This is a genomic window from Mycobacterium sp. BK086 (assembly GCA_004362315.1).
Classification (GTDB): Bacteria; Actinomycetota; Actinomycetes; order Mycobacteriales; family Mycobacteriaceae; genus Mycobacterium.
The window spans coordinates 1,747,472-1,770,818 of record SNWL01000003.1; the positions used below are offsets into that span (position 1 = coordinate 1,747,472).

General features: G+C 67.5%; 16 protein-coding genes and 2 pseudogenes. 9 read left to right on the forward strand and 9 right to left on the reverse strand.

Annotation, left to right across the window (positions count from 1 at the left end):
* Positions 1-1,179 carry an acyl-CoA dehydrogenase family protein gene (locus EV580_RS08710; protein ID WP_133690631.1) on the reverse strand — a complete coding sequence of 393 codons (1,179 nt, stop codon included), beginning with the start codon at positions 1,177-1,179 and terminating at the stop codon, positions 1-3.
* A 144-nt stretch (positions 1,180-1,323) separates the two neighbouring features.
* On the opposite strand from EV580_RS08710, the pseudogene EV580_RS08715 reads away from it, so the two are divergent.
* Together EV580_RS08715 and EV580_RS08720 are read left to right on the forward strand one after the other, a co-directional pair.
* Positions 1,324-1,845, forward strand: a pseudogene (locus EV580_RS08715) (carboxymuconolactone decarboxylase family protein); the annotation flags it as partial.
* A gap of 151 nt (positions 1,846-1,996) precedes the next feature.
* Positions 1,997-3,736 carry an APC family permease gene (locus tag EV580_RS08720; RefSeq protein WP_133690633.1) on the forward strand — a complete coding sequence of 580 codons (1,740 nt, stop codon included), beginning with the start codon at positions 1,997-1,999 and terminating at the stop codon, positions 3,734-3,736.
* Here EV580_RS08720 and EV580_RS08725 read toward each other — a convergent pair.
* Positions 3,714-5,261 (reverse strand): gamma-glutamyltransferase family protein, encoded by a 1,548-nt coding sequence (locus EV580_RS08725; protein ID WP_133690634.1) that lies wholly within the window; start codon positions 5,259-5,261, stop codon positions 3,714-3,716. The genes EV580_RS08720 and EV580_RS08725 overlap by 23 nt on opposite strands.
* On the reverse strand, positions 5,262-6,734 hold the full coding sequence (locus tag EV580_RS08730; protein ID WP_133690635.1) for a gamma-aminobutyraldehyde dehydrogenase: 1,473 nt from the start codon (positions 6,732-6,734) through the stop codon (positions 5,262-5,264). It lies immediately after the preceding gene.
* A gap of 194 nt (positions 6,735-6,928) precedes the next feature.
* Here EV580_RS08730 and EV580_RS08735 point away from each other — a divergent pair.
* The 4 genes and pseudogenes from EV580_RS08735 to EV580_RS08750 form a co-directional block, all read left to right on the forward strand.
* Positions 6,929-7,372: pseudogene (locus tag EV580_RS08735) on the forward strand (Lrp/AsnC family transcriptional regulator); the annotation flags it as partial.
* Positions 7,369-8,775 carry an aspartate aminotransferase family protein gene (locus EV580_RS08740; protein WP_133690636.1) on the forward strand — a complete coding sequence of 469 codons (1,407 nt, stop codon included), beginning with the start codon at positions 7,369-7,371 and terminating at the stop codon, positions 8,773-8,775. The pseudogene EV580_RS08735 and the gene EV580_RS08740, both read left to right, overlap by 4 nt.
* Positions 8,776-8,791: 16 nt before the next feature.
* Positions 8,792-9,751, forward strand: coding sequence for an SMP-30/gluconolactonase/LRE family protein (locus tag EV580_RS08745; RefSeq protein WP_133690637.1), 960 nt, complete (start codon positions 8,792-8,794; stop codon positions 9,749-9,751).
* Positions 9,752-9,818: 67 nt separating this feature from the next.
* A complete protein-coding gene (locus EV580_RS08750; protein WP_133690638.1) occupies positions 9,819-11,066 on the forward strand; it encodes a D-alanyl-D-alanine carboxypeptidase family protein in 1,248 nt (415 codons plus the stop codon).
* A gap of 80 nt (positions 11,067-11,146) precedes the next feature.
* Here EV580_RS08750 and yhjD read toward each other — a convergent pair whose 3' ends face one another.
* Together yhjD and trpS are read right to left on the reverse strand one after the other, a co-directional pair.
* The gene (gene yhjD, locus EV580_RS08755; RefSeq protein ID WP_133690639.1) at positions 11,147-12,175 is read right to left on the reverse strand and encodes an inner membrane protein YhjD; all 1,029 of its coding nucleotides are present in this window, start codon (positions 12,173-12,175) and stop codon (positions 11,147-11,149) included.
* Between the two features lie 21 nt (positions 12,176-12,196).
* Positions 12,197-13,213, reverse strand: coding sequence for a tryptophan--tRNA ligase (gene trpS / locus EV580_RS08760; RefSeq protein WP_133690640.1), 1,017 nt, complete (start codon positions 13,211-13,213; stop codon positions 12,197-12,199).
* A gap of 48 nt (positions 13,214-13,261) precedes the next feature.
* On the opposite strand from trpS, the gene EV580_RS08765 reads away from it, so the two are divergent.
* Both EV580_RS08765 and EV580_RS08770 read left to right on the forward strand, forming a co-directional pair.
* Complete coding sequence (locus tag EV580_RS08765) at positions 13,262-14,308, forward strand: alpha/beta fold hydrolase (protein WP_133690641.1); 1,047 nt, start codon at positions 13,262-13,264, stop codon at positions 14,306-14,308.
* Positions 14,308-15,336, forward strand: coding sequence for a PGAP1-like alpha/beta domain-containing protein (locus tag EV580_RS08770; protein ID WP_133690642.1), 1,029 nt, complete (start codon positions 14,308-14,310; stop codon positions 15,334-15,336). The genes EV580_RS08765 and EV580_RS08770 overlap by 1 nt, the downstream gene beginning before the upstream one ends.
* On the opposite strand, the gene EV580_RS08775 is transcribed toward EV580_RS08770, so the two are convergent.
* A complete protein-coding gene (locus EV580_RS08775) occupies positions 15,299-16,516 on the reverse strand; it encodes an MFS transporter (protein WP_133690643.1) in 1,218 nt (405 codons plus the stop codon). The genes EV580_RS08770 and EV580_RS08775 overlap by 38 nt on opposite strands.
* On the reverse strand, positions 16,509-17,318 hold the full coding sequence (locus tag EV580_RS08780) for an exodeoxyribonuclease III (protein ID WP_133690644.1): 810 nt from the start codon (positions 17,316-17,318) through the stop codon (positions 16,509-16,511). The genes EV580_RS08775 and EV580_RS08780 overlap by 8 nt, the downstream gene beginning before the upstream one ends.
* Before the next feature lie 59 nt (positions 17,319-17,377).
* On the opposite strand from EV580_RS08780, the gene ephH reads away from it, so the two are divergent.
* Entirely contained in the window at positions 17,378-18,220 is an 843-nt protein-coding gene (gene ephH / locus EV580_RS08785; protein WP_133690645.1) for an epoxide hydrolase EphH, read from the forward strand.
* Here ephH and EV580_RS08790 read toward each other — a convergent pair.
* Both EV580_RS08790 and EV580_RS08795 read right to left on the reverse strand, forming a co-directional pair.
* A complete protein-coding gene (locus EV580_RS08790; RefSeq protein ID WP_133690646.1) occupies positions 18,213-20,435 on the reverse strand; it encodes an NADP-dependent isocitrate dehydrogenase in 2,223 nt (740 codons plus the stop codon). The two genes, ephH and EV580_RS08790, sit on opposite strands and share 8 nt — an antisense overlap.
* A gap of 139 nt (positions 20,436-20,574) precedes the next feature.
* Complete coding sequence (locus EV580_RS08795; protein ID WP_133690647.1) at positions 20,575-23,184, reverse strand: helix-turn-helix transcriptional regulator; 2,610 nt, start codon at positions 23,182-23,184, stop codon at positions 20,575-20,577.
* Positions 23,185-23,347: the final 163 nt, after the last annotated feature.

The window sequence follows — 23,347 nt, forward strand, 5'->3', positions numbered from 1 at the left end:
TCACCGTCCGTACGAGGGCATGCCGTTGCCGCGCTGGGCGATGACGTCGCGAAGCACCTCGTTGGTGCCACCACCGAAGCGCATGAGCGGAGCGAACCGGTAGAGCTTCTCGAACCGCCCGCCCGCCGGGGCTTCGGGATTCCGGTGCGCCAGCAGACCTTCCGCGCCCAGCAGGTCGATGCCCAAATCGGCGATGCGCTGCCGCAATTCGCTGCTGAACACCTTCTCGACGCTCACTTCCACCGTCGGGATCACTCCGTCGGACAGCAGCGAGGAGGCTTCGTACCCCATCAGCCCGGCGACGTCGACATCGGCCTCGGCCTGGGCCAGCCGGCGCCGGAAGCCCGCGTTGTCGATGGGGATGGTGCCGTCGCGGCGAGGCATGCGCGCCAGCACCTGCAGCTCGTCGAGCGCGCGACGCAGGTCGCCTGCATTGGTCAGCGCGCCCCGCTCGAGGTCCAGAGCCCCGGTGATGTAGGACCAGCCGCGGTTCTCCTCGCCGATCAGGTTGGTCACCGGTACCCGGACGTCGTCGAAGAAGACCTCGTTGGTGCGGTAGCCCGACCAAGCGATCAACGGACGGATCCGGACCCCGGGGCTGTCCACCGGGACGACGATCACCGAGATGCCCCGGTGCCGCTGAGCCTGTGGATCGGTCCGCACACACAGCCATTCGTGGGTCGACCGCTGGGCTCCGCTGTTCCAGATCTTGGACCCGTTGATCACCCACTCGTCGCCGTCGCGCACCGCCTTGGTCCGCAGCGAGGCCAGGTCAGTTCCGGCGTCGGGCTCGGAATAGCCCAGCGCACAAGTCATCTCACCGCGGGCGATCAATGGGAGGAATTCGCGCTTGTTCTGTTCGGTGCCGTGCCGCATGATCATCGGCGCGATCGAGGTGACCGTCAGATCGGGGCCGGGCGCACCCCAGTATTCGAACTCGGTCATCAGCAGGTGCAGGTGCACCGGGCCCAGCCCGAGCCCGCCGTACTCCGCAGGCCAGTTCAGCCCGAACCAGCCCTTGGCGCCGAGCTTGGCGCGGAACGCGGCGACCTCGCCGCCCGGGTGTTCCAGATTGTGTTCGGCGATTTCTGTGCGCAAGCTGTCAGTGACGTTCTCGCGCAGGAATTCCCGAACCTCGGCCAACCAGGCGCGCTGGTCGGCGTCAAGGTCGAAATCCACAAGTCAGCACCCTAGCCGAGTAGTTAGTCCGTCAACCCAATATTGATGTGCTTCGGGGTGTCACATTTTCGGTCCCGCGAGCATCTTGAGTACATGAACACACGACTCGAAGCACTCACCCCGGAGAAGGCCCCGCGGCTGACCCGGCTGATGTATCGCTGGGCGAAACGGCGCTTCGGCGAAGTTCCCGAACCGTTCGCCGTCTACGCCCACCACACCCGCCTGCTGGTGGCCAACGCCGTCCACGAGGGTCTGCTGCAGAACGCGTCCAAGACGTTGCCCGTCAGCGTCCGCGAGCTCGCGGTGTTCTGGACCGCCCGCACGGTCGGCTGCTCCTGGTGCGTCGACTTCGGCCAGATGCTGATGCGGCTGGAGGGCCTGGACTCCGACCGGCTCAAGCACATCGACGACTACGCGACCTCGCCGCTCTACACCGACGACGAGCGGGCCGCGATCGCCTACGCCGACGCCATGACGACCGACCCGCACACGATCACCCAGGAGCAGGTCGACGATCTGCGGCGGCGGTTCGGCGCCGACGGCGTGGTGGAGCTGACCTATCAGATCGGCGTGGAGAACATGCGGTCCCGGATGAACGCCGCGCTGGGCATCACCGAACAGGGCTTCAGCTCGGGCGACGCCTGCCGCGTCCCCTGGGCCACCTAGCGTCCCGCGCGTCCCCACGCTAGGGCCATCAGGCCACTGATTCCATTGCTCTATTACCTACAGGAAAACAATTCCGCAGATTCTGCGCACACACGCCACTGAAACCGTAATCTCGTCTCGTTCAAATTCAGGCGTTCAAGCAGGAGATGCCATGAGTAAAGGCGAGCTCACCCTCGAGCCCCCAGGGCCGGCCCCGTCCACTGTCGAGAGCAAGGGCCTCAAGGGCGGCGCGCTGGGGCTTGTGTCCAGCATCGTCGTCGGCATGGCCTCGACCGCCCCGGCCTACTCGCTGGCGGCCACCCTCGGGCTGATCGTCGCCAGCGGCGGGGCGCTGCTGGCGGGGGTCAAGGCCCCGGCGATCGTGCTGGTCGCGTTCATTCCCATGTACATGATCGCGGTCGCCTACCAGGAGCTGAACAAGGCCGAGCCGGACTGCGGCACCACCTTCACCTGGGCGTCGCGGGCATTCGGCCCCCTGATCGGCTGGCTCGGCGGCTGGGGCATCATCGCCGCGGATGTCATCGTGATGGCCAACCTCGCCCAGATCGCCGGCGCCTACTCGTTCACCTTCGTCGGTGAACTGGGTTGGTCGTCGGCGGCCGACCTGGCCAACAGCACCCTCTGGTCGACGGTGGCCGGAGTCATCTGGATCATCGTGATGACCTACATCTGTTATCGCGGCATCGAAGTCTCGGCGCGGTTGCAGTACGGCCTACTCGGCATCGAGCTCGTCGTACTGGTGGTGTTCTCCGTCGTCGCGCTGATCAAGGTCTACACCCACCACGCCGAGGGCTACTCCCTGCTTCCCTCGCTGTCGTGGTTCTGGCCGGGCGGACTGGACTTCGGCACCGTCATCGCGCCGGCCATCCTGACCGCGATCTTCATCTACTGGGGCTGGGACACCGCGGTCGCCTGCAATGAGGAGTCCGACGACCCCGGCACCACCCCTGGTCGTGCCGCCGTCATCTCGACCTTCCTGCTGCTGGCCACCTACGCGTTGGTCAGCGTCGCGGCAATCGCCTTCGCAGGCACCGGAACCGAAGGAATCGGCCTGGGCAATCCGGACAACGCAGCCGATGCCTTCGCGGCCATCGGACCCGCGCTGTTCGGCGACAGCGTCCTGGGCCACATCGGCCTGCTGCTGTTGTCCGCGTCGATCCTGACCTCGGCATCGGCGTCGACCCAGACGACGATCCTGCCAACCGCGCGCACCACGCTGTCGATGGGCGTCTACAAGGCACTGCCCGAATCGTTCGCCAAGATCCACCGCAACTACCTGACCCCCACCACCTCGACGGTGATGATGGGCGTGGTCTCGATCGTCTTCTATGTGCTGTTCACGTTGGTCAGTCCGAACCTGCTGTCGGCGTTGATCGGTTCGGTCGGCCTGATGATCGCGTTCTATTACGGCCTGACCGGATTCGCCTGCGCCTGGTTCTATCGCAAGGACCTCACCAAGAACGTCCGCGATTTCATGATGCGCGGGGTGATCCCGCTGCTGGGCGGATTGATCCTGCTGGTGGTCTTCGCCTACGGCCTGATCCAGTACGCCAAGCCGGATTGGCTGACCGATGACGAGGGCAACAACGTCACGATCTTCGGGTTCGGCGCCGTCGCCGTGGTAGGCATCGGCGCGCTGGTGCTCGGCGTCATCCTGATGGTGGTGTGGTGGCTGATCCGGCCGGACTTCTTCCTGGGAAGAACATTGTCGCGGCGTTCGAGCGCCGATCTGGTGCTGGAGCCGGCCACCGCCGTCGAGGCCCACTTCGGGTTGCCCGACTCCGGCGATATGCCGACGGTGATCGCACCCGATCTGTCGAACCTGCCGCCGGGCGAGACTGCCGTCAATCCCGAGACAGGTGAGGAGTTCACCCGCGGCCCACAGGCCTAGCCGGGCGCGGATGGTGCGCGACTATCGCCGCACCGTCCGCCCGTGGGTCCGCGGCCGCGGTCATGCCACCCGCGTCGTCGACGAACACGACGTTGGCCTGGCCCATCGATTCGGTATGTGCCGGGACCTCGGTCGGGGTGAAGCCGGCGCGACGGATCGACGCGACCGCGGACGCGGCCACGTCGTCCTCGACCGTGACGGCGTCGGGGCCACCGCCGGTCTGGTTGCCGACGATGGCGCGTGGAGCCGCCACCGCGTCGATCGCGCCGGCACCGGCCAACGCGTACAGAAGGATCTGACCCAGGATCTGCGGTTGGCCCTGACCGCCCATCGTCGACAGCACATGCCTCACGCGCCCGTCCCGCACTGTCAGCACCGGCATCAATGTGTGCGCGGGTCGTTTGCGCGGCGCGATCACGTTGGGTGACGCCGCGTCCAGGGAGAACCCGCACCCGCGATTGTGGAACAGCACACCGGTCGCCGGGTCGATGAGCCCCGATCCGAAGGCGTAATACACGCTCTGGATCAAGGAGACCGCGTACCCGTCACCGTCCGCCGCGGCGATGCCGACGGTATCGCCACTCGGTCGGCGCCGTGGCGGGGTCCGCCTCGGAGCCACGTCGACGGTCCCGAACCGAGGGTCCGCGAGGAGGTTGTCGCGAATCTCGTTGCCGCGCTTGAAGACCTGCAGCAGATGTCCCAGGCCCTCGCCGGCCGGGTCGCCGATCGGGCGGTCGCGAACCGCGCCGAGCGCATCCACCAGCACGAATCCCTGACTGTTGGGCGGACTGGTCAGAACCGTGAGGTCGCCGAACTCAACGCGCAGCGGCGCCACGACCTCGGCCTGGAAGTCCGCGAAATCCGGTACCGTCAATGATGATCCGCGCGATCGCAGATAATCCACCGTGCGGGTGGCCAGATCGCCGGTGTAGAACGCGTCACCTCCCGCGGCCCGAAGAGTCGCGAACGTGTCGGCCAGGGCCGGCTGTCGGAGCATGGCGCCTCCCGTCAGGGGCGTCGACTCCGGGCGGAAAACCCGATCGACGTCTTCGGCCCCGACGAGATCGTCGTTCTCGGTGTCGGCGAGGTGATGGGCCAGTGACTGCGACACCGGTGCCCCATCGCGCGCCAACGCCTCGGCGTCGCGCAGGAGCGCACCCCACGGGGTCCGGGAACCGAAGCGGCGCATGGCCTCCCACCCCCGGACACCGCCGGGGACGGTAACCGTTTCCGCACCGCGCACCGGCATCGAGTCGCCGTGAACCGCCCGCAGCCCGGCGGCATCGACCGCGGCGCCGGCCCATCCCGATGCGTTGACGCAATTCACCGCCCCGTCGGGTGTCCGGATCAACGCGAAGAGATCGCCGCCGAGCGCGACGTTGTGCGGATACACCACCGTGAGCACCGCCGCCGCCGCGATCGCGGCATCGATCGCGTTCCCGCCGTCGCGGAACACCCGACCGCCGGCCTCTGTCGCCAGAACGTGCGGGGTGGCGAGCGCTCCGAGAGCCGGTGGACGCGGCACTTACCGCAGCTTGAAGATCGTTCGGTGCCAATCCTTTTCGGCGACGCCGGTGATATCGCTCATCACGTGCTTGATGGTGAGGTACTCCTCGAACGAGTAGTCGCTCATATCCTTGCCGAACCCGGACGCGCCGACGCCGCCGTGCGGCATCTCGCTGATGATCGGGATGTGGTCGTTGATCCACACACAGCCCGCGTCGATCTCGCGCGACGCGCGCTGGGCCCGGTAGACGTCGCGGGTCCACGCCGAGGCCGCCAGCCCGTAGTCGGTGTCGTTGGCCTGGCGCAGCGCATCGTCGTCGCCGTCGTGGGTGCGCACGGTCAGCACCGGACCGAAAACCTCGTCGCGGTAGATCTCGGAGGTCTCGGCGACGTCGGCGACCAGCGTCGGCAGGTAGAAGGAGCCCGGCAGGTCCGGGGCGGCGCCGCCGGTGACGACGCGGCCGCCCTCGCCCGGGGCCCTGGCCACCATCGCCGCGACCTTGTCGCGGTGGACCGCCGAGATCAGCGGGCCCAGATCGGTGTCGGGATCCTGCGGGTCGCCGACGACCATCTTGCTCATCAATTCGGCCACCCCGGCGACGAAGTCGTCGTACAGATTGCGCGCGACGATCGCACGGGTCGCGGCAGTGCAGTCCTGCCCGGTGTTGATCAGCGATCCGGCCACCGCACCGTTGATCGCGGCGTCGAGGTCGGCGTCGTCGAATACGACGAACGGGGCCTTACCGCCGAGCTCGAGCTGGGTGCGGTGGCCGTGCACGGCCGCCGCGGCCATCACCCGCCGGCCCACGGCGGTGGAGCCGGTGAACGTGACGACGTCGACGTCGCGGTGACCGGCCAGCGCCGAGCCGACATCGGAGCCGGCACCCGTCAGCACGTTCAATACGCCATCGGGCAGGCCCGCCTCGGTGGCCAGCCGGGCCAGCGTCAACGTGGTCAGCGGGGTCAGCTCGGCGGGCTTGATCACCACCGAGCAGCCCGCGGCCAAGGCGGGCAGCACCTTCCACACCGCCATTTGCAACGGGTAGTTCCAGGGCGTGATCGTCGCGACCACCCCGACGGCCTCGCGCCGGATGGACGACGTGTGGTCACCGCTGTACTCGCCGGTGGCCTTGCCTTCCAGGTGCCGGGCGGCGCCGGCGAAGAAGGCGATGTTGTCGATGCTGCCGGGGACGTCGAACTCGGTGGCCAGCCGCACCGGCTTGCCGGTCTGGCTGACCTCTTCGGCGACGATCTCTTGCGCATGCGCGTCGACGAGCTCGGCCAGCTTGGCCAGCACCGTGGAGCGCTCGACCGGGGTGGCCCGCGACCAGCCGCGCAGCGCGGTCCGCGCGGAGGCGACCGCGGCGTCGACGTCGGTGGGCTCGGCCAGCGCGAGCTCCGCCACAACGCTGCCGTCAGCCGGGTTGATCACCTGATGGAGGCCGCCACCGGTCGTCACCGGGGCACCATCGATCCAGCTACTGGGAATCACGGTCCCACGGTAACCGACCCGCTCAGCCACTGCTACGCATTACCGCAGTATGGGTGGGCAAAGACCACCAATTTCATCGATCTGGTTGCTCAAAACAACGGATTCCGTGCACAATCATGGGCATGCGTGATTCGGGTGCACCGGCCACTCGGTTTCCCGTCCGCGCCGTTGCGGCGGGTGGAAACGGGCCTGTCCAACTGGACGAGATGTCCAAGGCCATTATCGAGAAGTTGCAGCAGGACGGGCGGCGTTCATATGCCGCGATCGGTAAATCCGTCGGGCTGTCGGAGGCGGCGGTGCGCCAGCGGGTGCAGCGCCTGGTCGACTCCGGGGTCATGCAGATCGTCGCGGTCACCGACCCGTTGCAGCTGGGGTTCACCCGGCAGGCAATGATCGGCATCCGCTGCACGGGCGACACCACCAAGGTCGCCGAGAAGCTGGCGCAGATCGAAGCGGTGGACTACGTAGTGCTCACCGCAGGCACGTTCGACGCCATCGCCGAAGTCGTCTGCGAGGACGACGCCGAGCTGCTTGAGCTGCTCAACACCGAGATCCGCGCCGTGCCGGGAGTGACCTCCACCGAGACGCTGGTCTATCTGAAACTAGTTAAGCAACAATACAATTGGGGTACCCGATGACAACCACCGCCAGCCAGAACCTGACCGCCGATCTCGGCGCCAAGGCAGACCGGCACCTGTGGGGCCACTTCGCCCGCCACGGCGCCGGCATCACCCCGCCGATCATCACCCGCGGCGACGGCGTCCACATCTGGGACAGCAACGGCAAGCGCTACATCGACGGGCTGTCGGGCCTGTTCGTCGTCCAGGTCGGCCACGGCCGCGAAGAGATCGCCGAAGCCGCCAAGAAGCAGGCCGAGACCCTCGGCTTCTTTCCGCTGTGGTCCTACGCCACCCCGCCGGCCATCGAGCTGGCCGAGCGGCTGGCGGGTTACGCGCCCGGTGATCTGAACCGGGTGTTCTTCACCACCGGCGGCGGCGACGCCGTCGAATCGGCGTGGAAGCTGGCCAAGCAGTACTTCAAGCTGACCGGCAAGCCCGGCAAGTACAAGGCGATCTCGCGCAGCATCGCCTATCACGGCACCCCGCACGGCGCGCTGGCCATCACCGGCCTGCCGACGTTCAAGGCGCCGTTCGAGCCGATCACCCCCGGCGGTTTCCGGGTGCCGAACACGAACTTCTACCGCGCGCCCGAGGGCCACGACACCGACATCAAGGAGTTCGGTCAGTGGGCGGCCAACCGCATCGCCGAGGCCATCGAGATGGAAGGCCCCGACTCGGTGGCGGCGGTCTTCCTGGAGCCCGTACAGAACGCCGGTGGCTGCTTCCCGCCGCCGCCCGGGTACTTCGAGCGGGTCCGGGAGATCTGCGACGAATACGACGTGCTGCTGGTCTCCGATGAGACGATCTGCGCGTTCGGCCGCATCGGTTCGATGTTCGCCTGCAACGACTTCAACTACGTGCCGGACATCATCACCTGCGCCAAGGGGTTGACCTCCGGGTACGCCCCGCTGGGCGCGATGATCGCCTCCGACAAGCTGTTCGAGCCGTTCGACGACGGCACGACGACCTTCGCGCACGGCTACACCTGGGGCGGGCATCCCGTCGCGGCGGCGGTCGCGATGGCCAACCTCGACGTGTTCGAGCGGGAGGGCCTCAACGACCACGTCCACAACACCGCCCCGGCGTTCCGGGCCACCCTGGAGAAGCTGCTCGACCTGCCGATCGTCGGTGACGTCCGCGGCGAGGGCTTCTTCTACGGCATCGAGCTGGTCAAGGACAAGGCCACCAAGGCCGTGCTCGACGACGAGCTGTCCGAGTGGCTGCTGCGCAGCTTCCTGTCCGTCGAGCTGTTCGAGAACGGGCTGTACTGCCGCGCCGACGACCGCGGCGACTCGGTGGTGCAGCTCGCCCCGCCGCTGATCAGCGACCAGGCCGTCTTCGACGAGATCGAGCAGATCCTGCGCGGAGTGTTCACCAGAGCCTGGGATCAGCTGCAGACCCGTGGCGACGCCTGGCATTAAGCCTCCGGTCGATCCCGTGCGGTGGCAGCCACCGCCTTCGGTTGCGCTGCCCCCGCCGGATCTGTCCGGACCACTTCGAGTCGTCGACGTCGGCGGCCATGCCCCCGAGGATGTCGTCGTCGACGGCGACGGCGCGATCTGGACAGGCACCGACAACGGCGCGATCATCCGCATCCGGCCCGGCTCCGCGCCTGAGGTGGTGGGCAATACCGGCGGTCGGCCGCTGGGTTTGGCGGTCAGCCGCGACGGCCGGCTGCTGATCTGCGACAGCCACCGCGGGCTGCTGCGACTGGATCCGGCGACCGCGACGTTCGAGACGCTGGTGAGCGAGGTGGCCGGGCGGCCGCTGACATTCTGCAGCAATGTCGTCGAATCATCGGACGGCACAATCTATTTCACTGAGTCGACGTCGCGCTTCCACTACGAGTACTACAAGGGCGCGGTCCTGGAGGCCCGAGCCAGCGGATCGCTGTTCCGCCGCGACGCCGACGGCACCGTGACGACGCTGGCAAGCGGGCTGCGGTTCGCCAACGGGGTGACGCTGAGCGCCGACGAGTCCGCTCTGGTGGTCGCCGAGACCACGGCCTGCCGGGTCTCGAAATACCCGCTGACGGGCTCCGGTGTCGGCGAGCCGGTGCCGGTGATCGAGAACCTGCCGGGCTATCCGGACAACATCTCGACCGCACCTGACGGGCGGATCTGGGTGGCGCTGGTCAGCGAGCGCAATGCGATCGGCGAATGGCTGGCCCCGCGCGCCCCCGCGCTGCGCAGCCTGCTGTGGAAGCTGCCGTACAGCTGGATGCCCAACCCCAGGCCGGTGGTGTGGGCGATCGCCGTCGACCTCGACGGCCGGGTCCACAGGCAACTGCGCGCAGCAGATCCACGGTTCGCGCTGGCCACTGGCCTGGTGGAACACGAAGGCAAACTCTGGTTGGGCTGCATCGGGTCGTCCACCGTCGCATGTCTCGATTTGTAACAACTACCACTCCAGTCACAGCGCGGCTCCGCTATTTCGGGCCTGGAATCCCCTACTCTGCGACTCGATGGCGAGCTCGAAATTACTCACGCGGTGTGCTGCCGCAGTGGCCGCGACGCTGTGCGTCGTCGGCACGCCGGCGACCGCATGGGCCGAACCGGCCGGTGCGCCGGACCCCAACACCTGCCCGTACCGGGTGACCACCCCGCCGGCCGTCGACTCCTCCGAGGTGCCCGAGGCCGGCGATCCGCCGCAGCCGCTTCCCGTCCCCGCAAAGCCGGTCGGCGGCGACGCGCTGTCGGGCTGCGGGGTGATCGTCGCGGCGGGCACGCCGCCGGTGCCCGACGACATCTCGGCCGAGTCGTGGTTGGTCGCCGATCTGGACACCGGCGACATCATCGCCGCACGCGATCCACACGCCCGGCACCGGCCCGCCTCCATCATCAAGGTCCTGATCGCCATGCAGTCCATGAACGAGCTGCCGCTGAACAAGATGGTCACCGGCACCCAGGACGACGCCAACGCCGAGGGCACCCGCGTCGGCGTGGACGAGGGCGGCAAGTACACCGTCAACGATCTGCTGCACGGTCTGCTGATGCACTCCGGCAACGACGCCGCGCACGCGCTGGCCATGCAGGTCGGCGGCTGGGACACCGCGCTGCAGAAGATCAACGGGCTGGCGCGCAAGCTCGGCGGGCAGGACACCCGCGCGGCGACGCCGTCCGGGCTCGACGGGCCCGGCATGAGCACATCGGCCTACGACATCGGCTTGTTCTACCGATATGCCTGGGCCAACCCGACTTTCGCGAACATCGTCGCCACCCAGAAATACGACTTCCCCGGACACCCGGCCAAACCGGGCGAGGACGGCGACCATCCCGGCTACGAGCTGGAGAACGACAACCAGCTGCTCTACAACTACCAGGGCGCGCTCGGCGGCAAGACCGGCTACACCGACGACGCCGGGCAGACGTTCGTCGGGGCCGCGAACCGGGACGGCCGCCGGTTGGTGGCAGTGCTGATGCGCGGTACGCGCCAACCGATTCCACCGTGGCAGCAGGCCGCCCACTTACTCGACTACGGCTTCTCGACGCCGCCGGGAACCAAGATCGGCAACCTGATCGACCCCGACCCGTCGCTCAAGCCGCCGAAGCCGGAAGCGGACAGTGCCGTCGCCGCCAAGGCATCAGGGGTTCTCCCCGAGGCCGACGCGGTGCCGGTGCGGGTGGGCGTCGGCGTGATCGGCACGCTGATCGTGTTCGGGCTCATCATGATGGCCCGCTCGGTCAACCGCCGCCCGGTGCGCGGGCGCTAGCTTTTCTGCCGCGAGGGTGCGCGTACGTACGCTCCCACCGGCGTGTCTTTGTGCAGACACGCACGCTCGCCGGAGATTAGCTAGCGCCGGCGGCGCCAGATTCGCGAAAGACCAAGCGCGCCAGCCGCACCCACCGCCATCGCGGCCACCGTCTGGCGCGCGCTCAGCCCGTCGTCGGGGCCGACCCGCGGTGTGATGACGGCCGGGCCTGGCGCGCCGACGGGCTCGGGGAGCAGATTGTCCTTCGACGTGGCGGCCCACGCGGTGGCGAACAGCACCAGCCGGGCGGTGATGTAGGCGAACACCATCAGGCCCAGCACCGGCCCGAAGGTCGCACCCGCGGGTCCGTGCACCACCGACCGCAGATAGATCGAGCCGACGAGCTTGAAGATCTCGAAGGCCACCGCGGCCATCAGGCCCGCCCGCAGGCTGCTGCGGAAGCTGACCGATTCCCGTGGCAGCCGGGCGATCATCCAGCTGAACAACAGCCACGACACCGCCCACGACATCACCAGCGAGACGAACCGCAGCACCCCGCCCAACCCGTCGGCATGGGGTATGCCAATCCATTCCAGCACTTTGGTCATCAGCGACGGATCGGCCAGTGCTGTCAGACCGATGGTCAGCACGATCGCGACGAACGTCGACAACAGCACCAGTAGGTCAGAGAGCTTGGTGCGCACGAAGTTCTGCGGCTCGGCGCGCTGATCCCACATCTGGCTCAGTGCCTCACGCAGATTCGCGATCCACCCCAGCCCGGCCCACGCCGCGGTGGCCAGACCGATCACACCGACCGACGTACGGGACTGGATCGCCGAATCGATCAGACCGATCAGCTGCTGCCCGAAATCGCCGGAAACCGTTGTCTTGATCCGGCTTTCGATATCGGCCAGCACGTGCGGCCGGCTCGCCAGCGCGAAACCGGCGGCCGCGAACCCCACCATCAGCAACGGGAACAGCGCGAAGATCGTGAAGTACGTGATGCCCGCGGCGTAGAAGTCACCCTTGACGTCCTGGTAGCGCTGCCCGGCGCGCACCACGTGATCGAGCCAGTGATAGCGGGCCCGCAACCGGTCCAGACGGCCCGGTTCCTTGGCCGGTTCTGACATTGCCCAGCCTCCCCGCCGCGTCTACGGACCTGTCGGCAAAAACCCTAACCGCTCGTATACCCGTCCGATGGTCTTGGCAGACACCTCTTGTGCGCGCGTCGCACCCTTGGCCAGGATCGCCTGCAACTCGGCGGGGTCGGCCAGCAGTTCGGAGACCCGCTGCTGCAGTGGCGTCACGTATTCGACGACAGCGTCCGCGGTGTCTTTCTTCAGGTCGCCGTACCCGCGACCCTCGTAGCCAGCCACGAGCGTGTCGATATCGGTGCCGGTGACCGCGGATTGGATCGACAGCAGATTCGATATGCCCGGCTTGGCCTCGACGTCGAAGCGGATCTCCCGCTCGCTGTCGGTGACCGCCGAGCGGATCTTCTTGGCCGTCACCTTCGGGTCGTCGAGCAGGCTGATCAACCCGGCCTCGGTGGCCGCGGACTTGCTCATCTTGGCCGTCGGATCCTGCAGGTCGTAGATCTTGGCGGTGACCTTTGTGATCATCGGCTCGGGGACGACGAACGTGTCGGGGAAGCGGACGTTGAACCGCTGCGCCACATCTCGGGCCAGCTCCAGATGCTGACGCTGGTCCTCGCCGACCGGAACGAGGTCGGTGTCGTAGAGCAGCACATCGGCGGCCATCAGCACCGGATAGGTGAACAGGCCCACCGTCGTCGCGTCGGCCCCCTGTTTCTGCGACTTGTCCTTGAACTGCGTCATCCGCGAGGCCTGGCCGAAGCCGGTGAAGCAGCCCAGCACCCACGCGAGTTCGGTGTGTGCGGGCACATGGCTTTGCACGAAGATCGTGGCGCGGTCCGGGTCGATGCCCAGCGCGAGGTACTGCGCGGCGGTCACCAGGGTGCGCTGGCGCAGCGTGGCGGGATCCTGCGGCACGGTGATCGCGTGCAGGTCCACGACGCAGAAGAACGCGTCGTAGTCGTCCTGCAGACCGACCCACTGCTTGATCGCCCCGAGCGCGTTGCCCAGGTGGAGCGAATCAGAAGTCGGCTGGACGCCGGAGAAGACGACACGACGAGATGAGCTGTTCATGGTCCATCAATCCTGTCACGAGGTCACTCGGCACTAGCATCCTGCTTCGTGCGACGACTACTGACCCTGGCTGCGGCCCTAGGGGTGATCGGCGCGCTGGCCGGGTGCGGCAGCGACGCCAAGGATGAGAAGCGCCCGGCGTCGACGGCGGTGGTGATCGTGTCCGGCGGGGACGCGACGACGCCGTACACGGGACCCGACCAGGCGTGCAAGACCGGGCTGGCCGCAGGCAACACCGACACCGCACTGCGGGAGTACCTGCTGTCCAAGGGCTACACCGTCTACACCTCCCCCGCGATGGCCGGCCGCGGCCAGGTGGTCGACCAGACCGGTTTCGGGCCGTTCGGGGTCTGCCCGATCACACTGCCGGAGAACATGACCGTCGATTCGACGGGCAGCATCGACACCGCCGGTGAACACCTGGCCCGCTTCCTCAACTGGCTGCACACCGACAAGGGCGTCACCGAGATCGACTTCGTCGGGCACTCGATGGGCGGGCTGTACTCGCGCGCCGCGATCCGGGTGCTGACGTCCACGAACTCACCGCTCAAGGTGCGCTCACTGACCACCATCGGCACGCCGTGGCAGGGGTCGTATCTGTCGGACTGGGCCAACGGCCTGGTACCGCTGACCGACTGCAAGGGCGACACGTTCTGCGAGACCGCAATGAAGAATTTCGCCGACGAGGTGAAGCGGCTGATGGCGGGCTCGGGCCGCGAGGTCAACCAGGCGTTCCTGATGGGCAAGAACGGCTGGAACGAATACCAGTCGGGTGTGCTCAACAAGATCCCGGTGGTGCTGATCGGCGGCAAGAAGTTCACGAAGGACGGCCAGGTGAACCCCGCGGTGTGGCCCAACGACGGCATCGTCGCGCTGCAGAGCGCGCTGGCCAAGGACATCAGCGATCCGGTTCTGCCGCACCGGCGTTGCTTCACCTTCGACGACACCCACAGCATCTACGTCTCCAATCTTGCTGGGCTGGACCAGAAGACGGCGCTGACCTGGGACCCGCGGGTGCTCGAGACCGTGCACAAGGCCATCGACGATGCCCCCAAGGCACTCGACGGCACCAACCGGGAAGGCTGCCCGGCGTAGTGCGGTCGATCCTGGCGCTGCTGGTAGCCGTGCTGCTGGCCGGCTGCGCGCACAACGAAGCCCCGCAACGTCAGCCGTCGCGCGCGGTGGTGCTCGTCTCGGGACTGGCCAGCACCAGCCCGTTCACCACGCCTGAGATGGGATGCGCCATCGGGCTGCCGGCGGGCACCGACCACACCCGGCTGCGCGAACACCTCTCCGGCACAGGGCATTCGGTGTTCACCGCGCCTGCGATGGCCGGGCTCGGCCAGGTGCAGGGCACGACCGGCTACGGCGCATTCGCCTCCTGTCCGGCGCCGCTGCCCGCCGCCATGACCATCGACACCACCGGCAGCATCGACCTGGCCGGCGAGCACCTGGCCCGTTTCATCGACTGGCTGCACACCGAGAAGAAGATCGACGAAGTCGACCTCGTCGGCCATTCCATGGGCGGGCTCTACTCCCGGGCGGCGATCCGAACGCTGCTGGCCGAGGGCTCACCGGTGACCGTTCGGTCGTTGACGACGATCGGAACCCCTTGGCAGGGTTCCTATCTGGCGAACTACGTCGAGGGCACCACGCCGCTGAGCGCCTGCCTTGGCGACCCGTTCTGCGAGAGCCAGATGAAAGGGTATGCCAGAGACATTGCAGCGAACCATGTTTCCGGTTCCGCGCGCGAACTCGGCCAGTCATACCTGAACGGCACGAAAGGCTGGAACACGCTTCAGGCCGGGGTGCTGGACCGCATCCCCGTCACGCTGATCGGCGGCAACCGGTACACCCACTCCGGCCCCGCCGACGCCGCGGTGTGGCCGAATGACGGGGTCGTCGAGTTGCGCAGCGCGCTGGCGCGCGACGTCGACGACACCGTGCTGCCGCACCGGCGCTGCGTCGTCGTGGACGACACCCACAGCGACTACGTGTCGATGATCACCGACCTGAGGCGAGACACCGCGCTGACCTGGGATCCGCGAGTGCTCGACGCGGCGACAACGGCAATCGACAACGCGCCTAGGACGTTCGGCGACCCCGACCGGCAAGGCTGCTGACGGCCGCCGCGATCAGCAGGACGGCGGCCACCGTCAGCGACGTCGCGAGCCCGGACCGCGTCGCGAGCACACCCCACAGCAGCGAGCCGAAGGCCTGGGCGCCGATCAGCACCACGAGGAACACGGCCAGCCCGCGAGCCCGCACCCACTGCGGCAGCAGCAGTTGCGCCGCGACCGTCAGCGTGGTGAGCACCGCGATCCAGGCCACCCCGGTCAACAACAGCAGCGGAACCGCCGCCCACAGCGGGAAATACGCGGCGGCAAACAGACCCACCGCGGTTACGGCCGCGGCCATCGGCAGGATCAATGCGGGCGGTATCTTCGCGCGAATCCTCGGCATCACGAACCCCCCGCACACCGCCCCCACGCCGACCGTGCCCAGCACCGCGCCGTAGCCGATCGCCCGAAGGCCCCATTCGTCGTGGGCGACCAGCGGGAGCAGCGCCCACAGCGCCGAAGCAGGAAAGGCGAACACCGCCGACGACAACAGGATTCGACGGCCCTCCTCGCTGCGCCAGAGGAATCCGAAGCCGCCCACACCCGGCTCAGTGGCGGCCTCGGGCGCGGCCACCGATACCGGTCGCTTCCAGGAGATCAAGGCGAGCACCACCGCGACGAACGACAGCGCATTGAGTCCGAACACAGCGGCCGGTCCGATGAAGGCCACCAGAAGACCGGCGACGGGCGGCCCGATTGCGCGGGCAGCGTCCGCGGCCACCCCACCCAGCGACGCGGCGGCGGGCATCTGGTCGCGCGGAACGAGTTCCGGCTGAATCGCCTGCCACGCCGGAGTGGTCAATGCCCCGGCACAGCCGACCGCGAACATCAGAATCAGCAGCGTGAGCGGTTCCAGCATGCCGGCAGCGGCGACAACGGTCAGCACCGCAGCCGCGATGGCCGCATAGATCTGCACCAGGATCAACAGCCGACGGCGATCCATCCGATCGGCCAGCGCGCCGGCGAACACCGTCAAGATCAGGGTCGGCGACAGGCTCGCCGTCTGCACCAGCGCGACCACAGTCGGGTCGGCGTGCTCGATGACCAGAAACCACTGCGCCCCAACGGTCTGCATCCATGTCCCGATATTGGAGACAAGGGCCGCGATGAACAGGCTCCGGAATGCCGCACTCTTCAGCGGCGCCCACCCCGCCCGCCAGGGCTCATTGGCGCTGTCAGCCACCCCCGAACTCTACGGTCACCGGCGCGTGATCGGACCAGCGCAGCGCGTACAGGGCGGGCTTTTCCACCCGGGCGGCGACGGTGCGCGCGGCCAGGCCCGCGGTGGCAAGGTGGTAGTCGATGCGCCAGCCGGCGTCGTTGTCGAACGCCTTGCCCCGCCACGACCACCAGCTGTACGGGCCCGCCACGTCGGGGTGCATCTGCCGCATGACGTCGACCCATCCCGAATCCAGCAGGTCGGTCAGCCACTGCCGCTCACTGGGCAGGAACCCGGACTTCTTGACGTTGGCCTTCCAGGCCTTGATGTCGTTGGTGGTGTGGGCGATATTCCAGTCGCCGCAGATCACCGCGTCGCGGCCGTCGGCCGTCAGCTCCGCCATCCGCTTGGCCAGCGCGGCGGTGAACCGCTCCTTCTCCAACTGCCGGTCGGTTTCCGCCTCGCCGGTGTGCACGTAGACGCTGCCGACGGTTTGGCCGCCGGCCAGGTCTGCTTCGAGGTAGCGACCGTGCGACTCGAATTCGGTTGCCGCCAAGCCGATTCGCACGGCCGCGAACGGAGTGCGGGACAGGATCGCCACCCCGCTGCGGCCCTTGAGGTGCGGGCTGGCCGATGCCAGATGCCAGCCGTCGGCCACCGCCGGGGCGAGTGCCTCGGCGATCTGCTCGTCGTCGGAGCGGGTCTCCTGCAGACACACGACGTCGGCGGTGGTCCGGGTCAGCCAGTCCAGCAGGCCGAGGTTCTCGTCGGAGCGCTGACGGACCGCGGCGCGCACGCCGTTCACGTTGATGGTGGTCACGATCACGATGGAAAACCTATCGTGCGGTATTGCGGTACCGGCGGTATCACCTTTACGGTCGGGTTGTGGCTCCCCGCGAATCCATTCATTCAGGTACCGGCGAACCGATCCTGCTGCTGCATCCGTTCATGATGTCGTCCTACGTCTGGACTGACGTGGCACAACAGCTGGCCGACACCGGCCGCTTCGAGGTGTTCGCCCCCTCGATGGCCGGCCACAACGGCGGCCCCCGCAACCGGTCGTGGATCCTCGACTCGAATACGCTGGCCGACCACGTCGAACGTCAGCTCGACGCCTTGGGCTGGGACACCTCCCACGTCGTCGGCAACTCGCTGGGCGGCTGGGTGGCCTTCGAACTCGAGCGACGCGGTCGGGCCAGAACCCTGACCGGGATCGCCCCGGCCGGCGGCTGGCACCGCTGGTCACCGGTGAAATACGAGATCGTCGGCAAGTTCGTGGCCGGCCTGCCGGTGTGGCTGACCGCCCGGTTGCTGGGCGAGCGGGCGCTGCGCCTGCCCGGCGTCAAAGCCGCCGCCACCGTGCCGATCAGCGCCACCCCGCGCGGCGTGACCGAGGTCCAACTGCGGGAGATCCTCGACGACGTCACCCACTGCCCGGCCTACTACCAGCTGCTGATCAAGGCCCTGCTGATGCCGGGGCTGATGGAGCTGGCCGAGACCTCGGTGCCGACCCATCTGGTGGTCTGCGAACGCGACCGGGTGCTGCCCCATCCCCGATTCAGCAACCACTTCCGCAAGCACATCCCCGAGCTCACCAAGGTGACGCATCTCGACGGCGTCGGGCACATCCCGATGTTCGAGGCGCCGCAGCGCGTCACGGACCTGATCGCCGACTGGGTCGACGCACACGTGCCGCCGCTGCGGCAGCCCGAGGCCGGCGCTAGCTGAGCGCGGAGTTGAACGTCTTGGACGGCCGCATCACAGCGGCGGTCTTCTCGGGATCCGGGTAGTAGTAGCCGCCGATGTCGGCCGGCTCGCCCTGCACCTCGTTGAGTTCGGCGACGATCGCGGCCTCGTTCTCGCCGAGAGTCTTGGCCAGCGGCGCGAAGTGCTCGGCCAGTTCCTTGTCCTCGGTCTGCTCGGCCAGGGCCTGCGCCCAGTACAGCGCGAGGTAGAACTGGCTGCCCCGGTTGTCGAGCTCGCCGGCCTTGCGCGACGGACTCTTGTTCTCGCCCAACAATTCTCCGACGGCGGTGTCCAGAGTGGTGGCCAGCACCTTGGCCTTGGCGTTGTCGGTCTTGTTGCCCAGGTCCTCGAGGCTGGCACCGATCGCCAGGAACTCGCCGAGCGAGTCCCAGCGCAGGTGGTTCTCCTCCACCAGCTGGCTGACGTGCTTGGGCGCCGAGCCGCCGGCACCGGTCTCGTACAGCCCGCCACCGGCCATCAGCGGCACGATCGACAGCATCTTGGCGCTGGTGCCCAGCTCCAGGATCGGGAACAGGTCGGTGAGGTAGTCACGCAGGATGTTGCCGGTGGCGGCGATGGTGTCCTGGCCGCGGATCGTCCGCTCCAGCGTGTACCGCATGGCCCACACCTGCGGCAGGATCGTGATGTCCAGGCCCTCGGTGTCCTCTTCCTTGAGGTAGGCCTTCACCTTCTTGCGCAGCTCGTTCTCGTGCGGGCGCTCGTCGTCCAGCCAGAACACCGTCGTCATACCGGACAGCCGGGCCCGGTTGACGGCCAGCTTGACCCAGTCCCGGATCGGGGCGTCCTTGACGATCGGCATCCGCCAGATGTCGCCGGCCTCGACGTTCTGACTCAGCAATACCTCGCCGGTCTCGTTGTCGACGATGTCGGCGACGCCGTCCTCGGGGATTTCGAAGGTCTTGTCGTGGCTGCCGTACTCCTCGGCCTTCTGCGCCATCAGGCCGACGTTGGGGACGGTGCCCATGGTGGTCGGGTCGAAGTTCCCGTGGGTCTTACAGAAGTTGATCATCTCCTGGTACATCCGGGAGAAGGTCGACTCGGGGTTGACGGCCTTGGTGTCCTTGGTGCGGCCGTCGGCGCCGTACATCTTGCCGCCGAGCCGGATCATCGCGGGCATCGAGGCGTCGACGATGACGTCGGACGGCGAGTGGAAGTTCGAGATGCCCTTGGCCGAATCGACCATCGCCAGCTCCGGGCGGTGTTCGTGGCACTTGTGCAGGTCTTCGATGATCTCTTCGCGCTGCGTGGCCGACAGGGTCTCGATCTTGTCGTACAGATCGGACAGGCCGTTGTTGACGTTGACGCCGAGTTCGTCGAACAGCTCGCCGTGCTTGGCGAAGGCGTCCTTGTAGAAGACCTTCACCGCGTGGCCGAACACGATGGGGTGGCTGACCTTCATCATGGTGGCCTTGACGTGCAGCGAGAACATCACGCCGGTCTTGTAGGCGTCCTCGATCTGCTCCTCGTAGAAGTCGATCAGCGCCTTCTTGCTCATGTACATCGAATCGATGACGTCGCCGTTGTCGAGCTTCACCTCGGGCTTGAGAACGATCGTCTCGCCGCCCGCGGTTTTCAGCTCCATCCGGACCTTGCGGTCCTTGTCCAGCGTCAGCGACTTCTCACCGTGGTAGAAGTCGCCGGTCTTCATCGTGGCCACGTGCGTGCGCGACGCCTGCGACCACTTGCCCATGCTGTGCGGGTGCTTGCGGGCGTACTCCTTGACCGCCTTGGGTGCGCGGCGGTCCGAGTTACCTTCGCGCAGAACCGGATTCACGGCACTGCCCAAGATCTTGCCGTAGCGCGCCTTGATCTCTTTTTCTTCGTCCGTCTTGGGCTCGCCGGGGAAATCGGGCAGGTCGTAGCCCTTGGCCTTCAGCTCCTTGATGGCGGCGACCAGCTGCGGCACCGAGGCACTGATGTTCGGCAGCTTGATGATGTTCGCGCTCGGGTCCTGGGTCAGCTCACCGAGCTCGCCGAGGTTGTCGGGCACCTTCTGCTCATCGGTCAGCCGGTCGCTGAACTCGGCGAGGATGCGCGCGGCCACCGAGATGTCACTGGTCTTGACGGCGATGCCCGCAGCCTCGACGAAGGTGCGGAGCACCGGCAGGAAGGCGTAGGTGGCCAGCAGCGGCGCCTCGTCGGTGAGCGTGTAGATGATGGTCGGCTGGTCACTCATGGTCACTCTCCAGGCGTCACGGTTGATCAAGATCTGCGAAGCGGCGCGTTGTCCTGACGGCAATAACTATCACGTCGGCCACGACGGTACCCGTGGCCCACCGTCTCGGCATCGCCGGGCGGTGGGTGGGCGGTCGTTATTACCAGCCAGTAACTTTCGTCGCATCCCCGGCCAGGATCCCGCGCGACCGAGCGTGCTTGACGGCCTCTTTGCGGTTCGGCGCGTCCAGCTTCGCCAGAATGGCCGACACATGGTGATCGATCGTTTTCACGGAGACGAACAGCGCCCCGGCCATCTCGACGTTTGTCAGTCCTTCGCCCATCAGACGCAGAACGTCCACCTGCCGAGCGGTCAGCCCGACTCGGTTGGCCAAACTGGCAGCACGCCTGCGGGCGGGTACCTTCAGTCCGCCGGCCGACCGGAGATCGGCGCGCACCTTGTCGGCGACCGCCAGAGCGCCGAGCCCATCGAGCAGATCCAGGCCGCGCCGGACGGCATCCTCGACACCCGTCTCGGTCAACGCCAGCGCGGCCTCGTACGGCAGGTCGAGACGGTGGAACGCGTCGGCTGCCGCCAGCAGATCGCCGTCGAGGTAGAGCCGGTACGGTTCGGCAACGTCGGTGACCTCGACCTCGACGCCGCTTCTGTGTAGCCACGAGGCCAACTCGCCACGAGCCCAAGACAATCCGGGCAGTTCCGGACCCTCGATCAGGCGATGGTAACGGTCAAGGCTCACCGGTTCTCCTGTGAGCCAACCAAATTCGGTCAGAGCAGCGGCAGCAGGAATCAACCGGAGGGGTTCGCCGTAGCGCGTCGCCAACTGCCACGCGTCCGCGATGTCGTCGGCGCCACGGGCGGTGCTGCGCAGGGCGACGAGTCCTCGCACCAGCGACGGCCAGAACCGCGCCAGCGGAGCGCATCTCACGTCGAGGACGTCCGCGGCATCTCCCGACGCCTCGCTCCAATCCCCACGCATCAGATGCAGACGGGCCCGCGATCCCTGCTGCCACACGCGGCATACCGGCAAGTCGCGCTCGACCGTGAGTTGGATGCTGACATCGAGCAGATCAGAGGCTGCGGCGAGGCGCCGCTCTTCGACGTCGAGGTATGTCAAGTTGCTGTATCCGCTGGAGTAGATCACGTCGAGATGTTTGGGTGCGGACCGCAGGATCGACAGGATGTCGTCACGGCCCGACGTCAATCCCCGCATCACCGAACAGATTCCGTCGATGATGGCGACACGCACACCCAGCGCGGCCTCGCCCGAGGTTTCGGCGATCTCCGCCGCCCTGCGAGCCAGCGATCCCGCCGTCACCAAGTCACTGGCCTGCATGGCTAGGTAGGCCTGCATGGCCAACCCATGCCCGAGCGCCGCCAACTGGTCCGGCGTGTCCAGTTGGGAATGGCCGAATACCGAAACAGCTTGAGCCACTTCTTGTTCCGCCGCTGTCCGGTTGGCGTTGTACCACTCGTAGACGGACATGGCGTGATGCGCGGCACTGATATCGGCGGGCAGGCCCACCTGCTGGCGCAGTTGTAGTGCGCTCCGACAGGCTTCGATCGCGTCGTCCAGTTGATCGACGAGGTAGAACTCTTCGGCGAGAAGCTCCAGCAACGTCGCTTCCTCCGATGCCGAGAGCGCGGCCGACGAGCTGAGGGCAGTGCGGTAGAACTCGGCGGCCTGCCGATGCGCGCCGGAGCGAGCGGCCGCGCGACCGGCAGCCGTGGCGGCAGATCTGACCCGCTCCTGGTCACCGGCTCCGAGCGCGTGGTGAGTGATCACCGCATGATCGATTCGCCCGACCGCCTCGTACGCCTCGATCATGCGCCGGTGCAGGTGCGCCTCCGCGCCGGGCGGGATCACGCCGGCCACCGCGACGCGGCAGAGATCATGCCGAAAGGCCACCCCTCGGGCGGTCCGGCTGATCAAGTTGGCCTGATGCAGCCTCCTCAGCGGCGGCAGGGTGATCCCGAGTTCGACGAGTAGGTAATCCGGGATGGCCTCCGGGGAGCAGGCAAGAAGGTAGAGCAGGTCCCAGGCCGCGTCGTCCAGCCCGGCGGTCCGCGCCAGCACGGCGTTGCGTACCGACGTCGGTAAATCCTCGTCGGGATGGTCCAGCATCTCGGAGACGAAGAACGCGTTGCCCGCGGTCACTCGGTGGAGCCAGCGCGGTTCGATGGCGCGATCGCCGACCAGGGTCGTCACCGCAGCGACGCTGAGCGGCGGGAGGTGGATCCAGGTCGCGACCGGGCTGCGCGATATGTCGCCGAGAAGCTGTTGAACGTGGCTGTCGACGGTGACTTCGTCGTCGCGCGCGGTCAGGATCACCAGGGATCGACTCCGCTGTACCCGGCGCAACACGAAGCGCAGCAGGTCCACGGTGCCCTGATCGGCCCAGTGAAGATCGTCGATGACCACGATCGACGGGGTCGCCGCAATGTCGTCGAACACCGCATCGAAGATGTCGTAGGCCTGCTCGGCGTCGGCGAAGACCGCCCGCGTCGACGGCGCCAAATCCGGCGCCACATCCACGAACGGGCCGAGCGGACGCGGTGTGGGTAGTGGATCACAGCTACCCCAGAGGAGCCGGATGCCGTCCGGCCGGCGGGCGACGTAGGCGTCGACGAAGGTGGTCTTGCCTGCGCCCGCTTCCCCCACGACGAGCGCAAGTCCCCCTTGCCCCGCTTTCGCACGCTCGGCGCATTCGTCCAGAGCGGCAAAGGCGGCGTCACGCTCGACCAGTGCCATGGCCAGATGGTAGCGAGCTATAACCCCGCTGAACAGCGGAAACCTGAGCTCGAACGGTCGGGAACGCGCCGCGCGTGAGGGGGCGGAGACGCAAAGATAGGGAGCTCCTACCGATGACCGGATCCGGCCGCCCGCCGACGCTGGGATCAGTCCGGCGGATCGA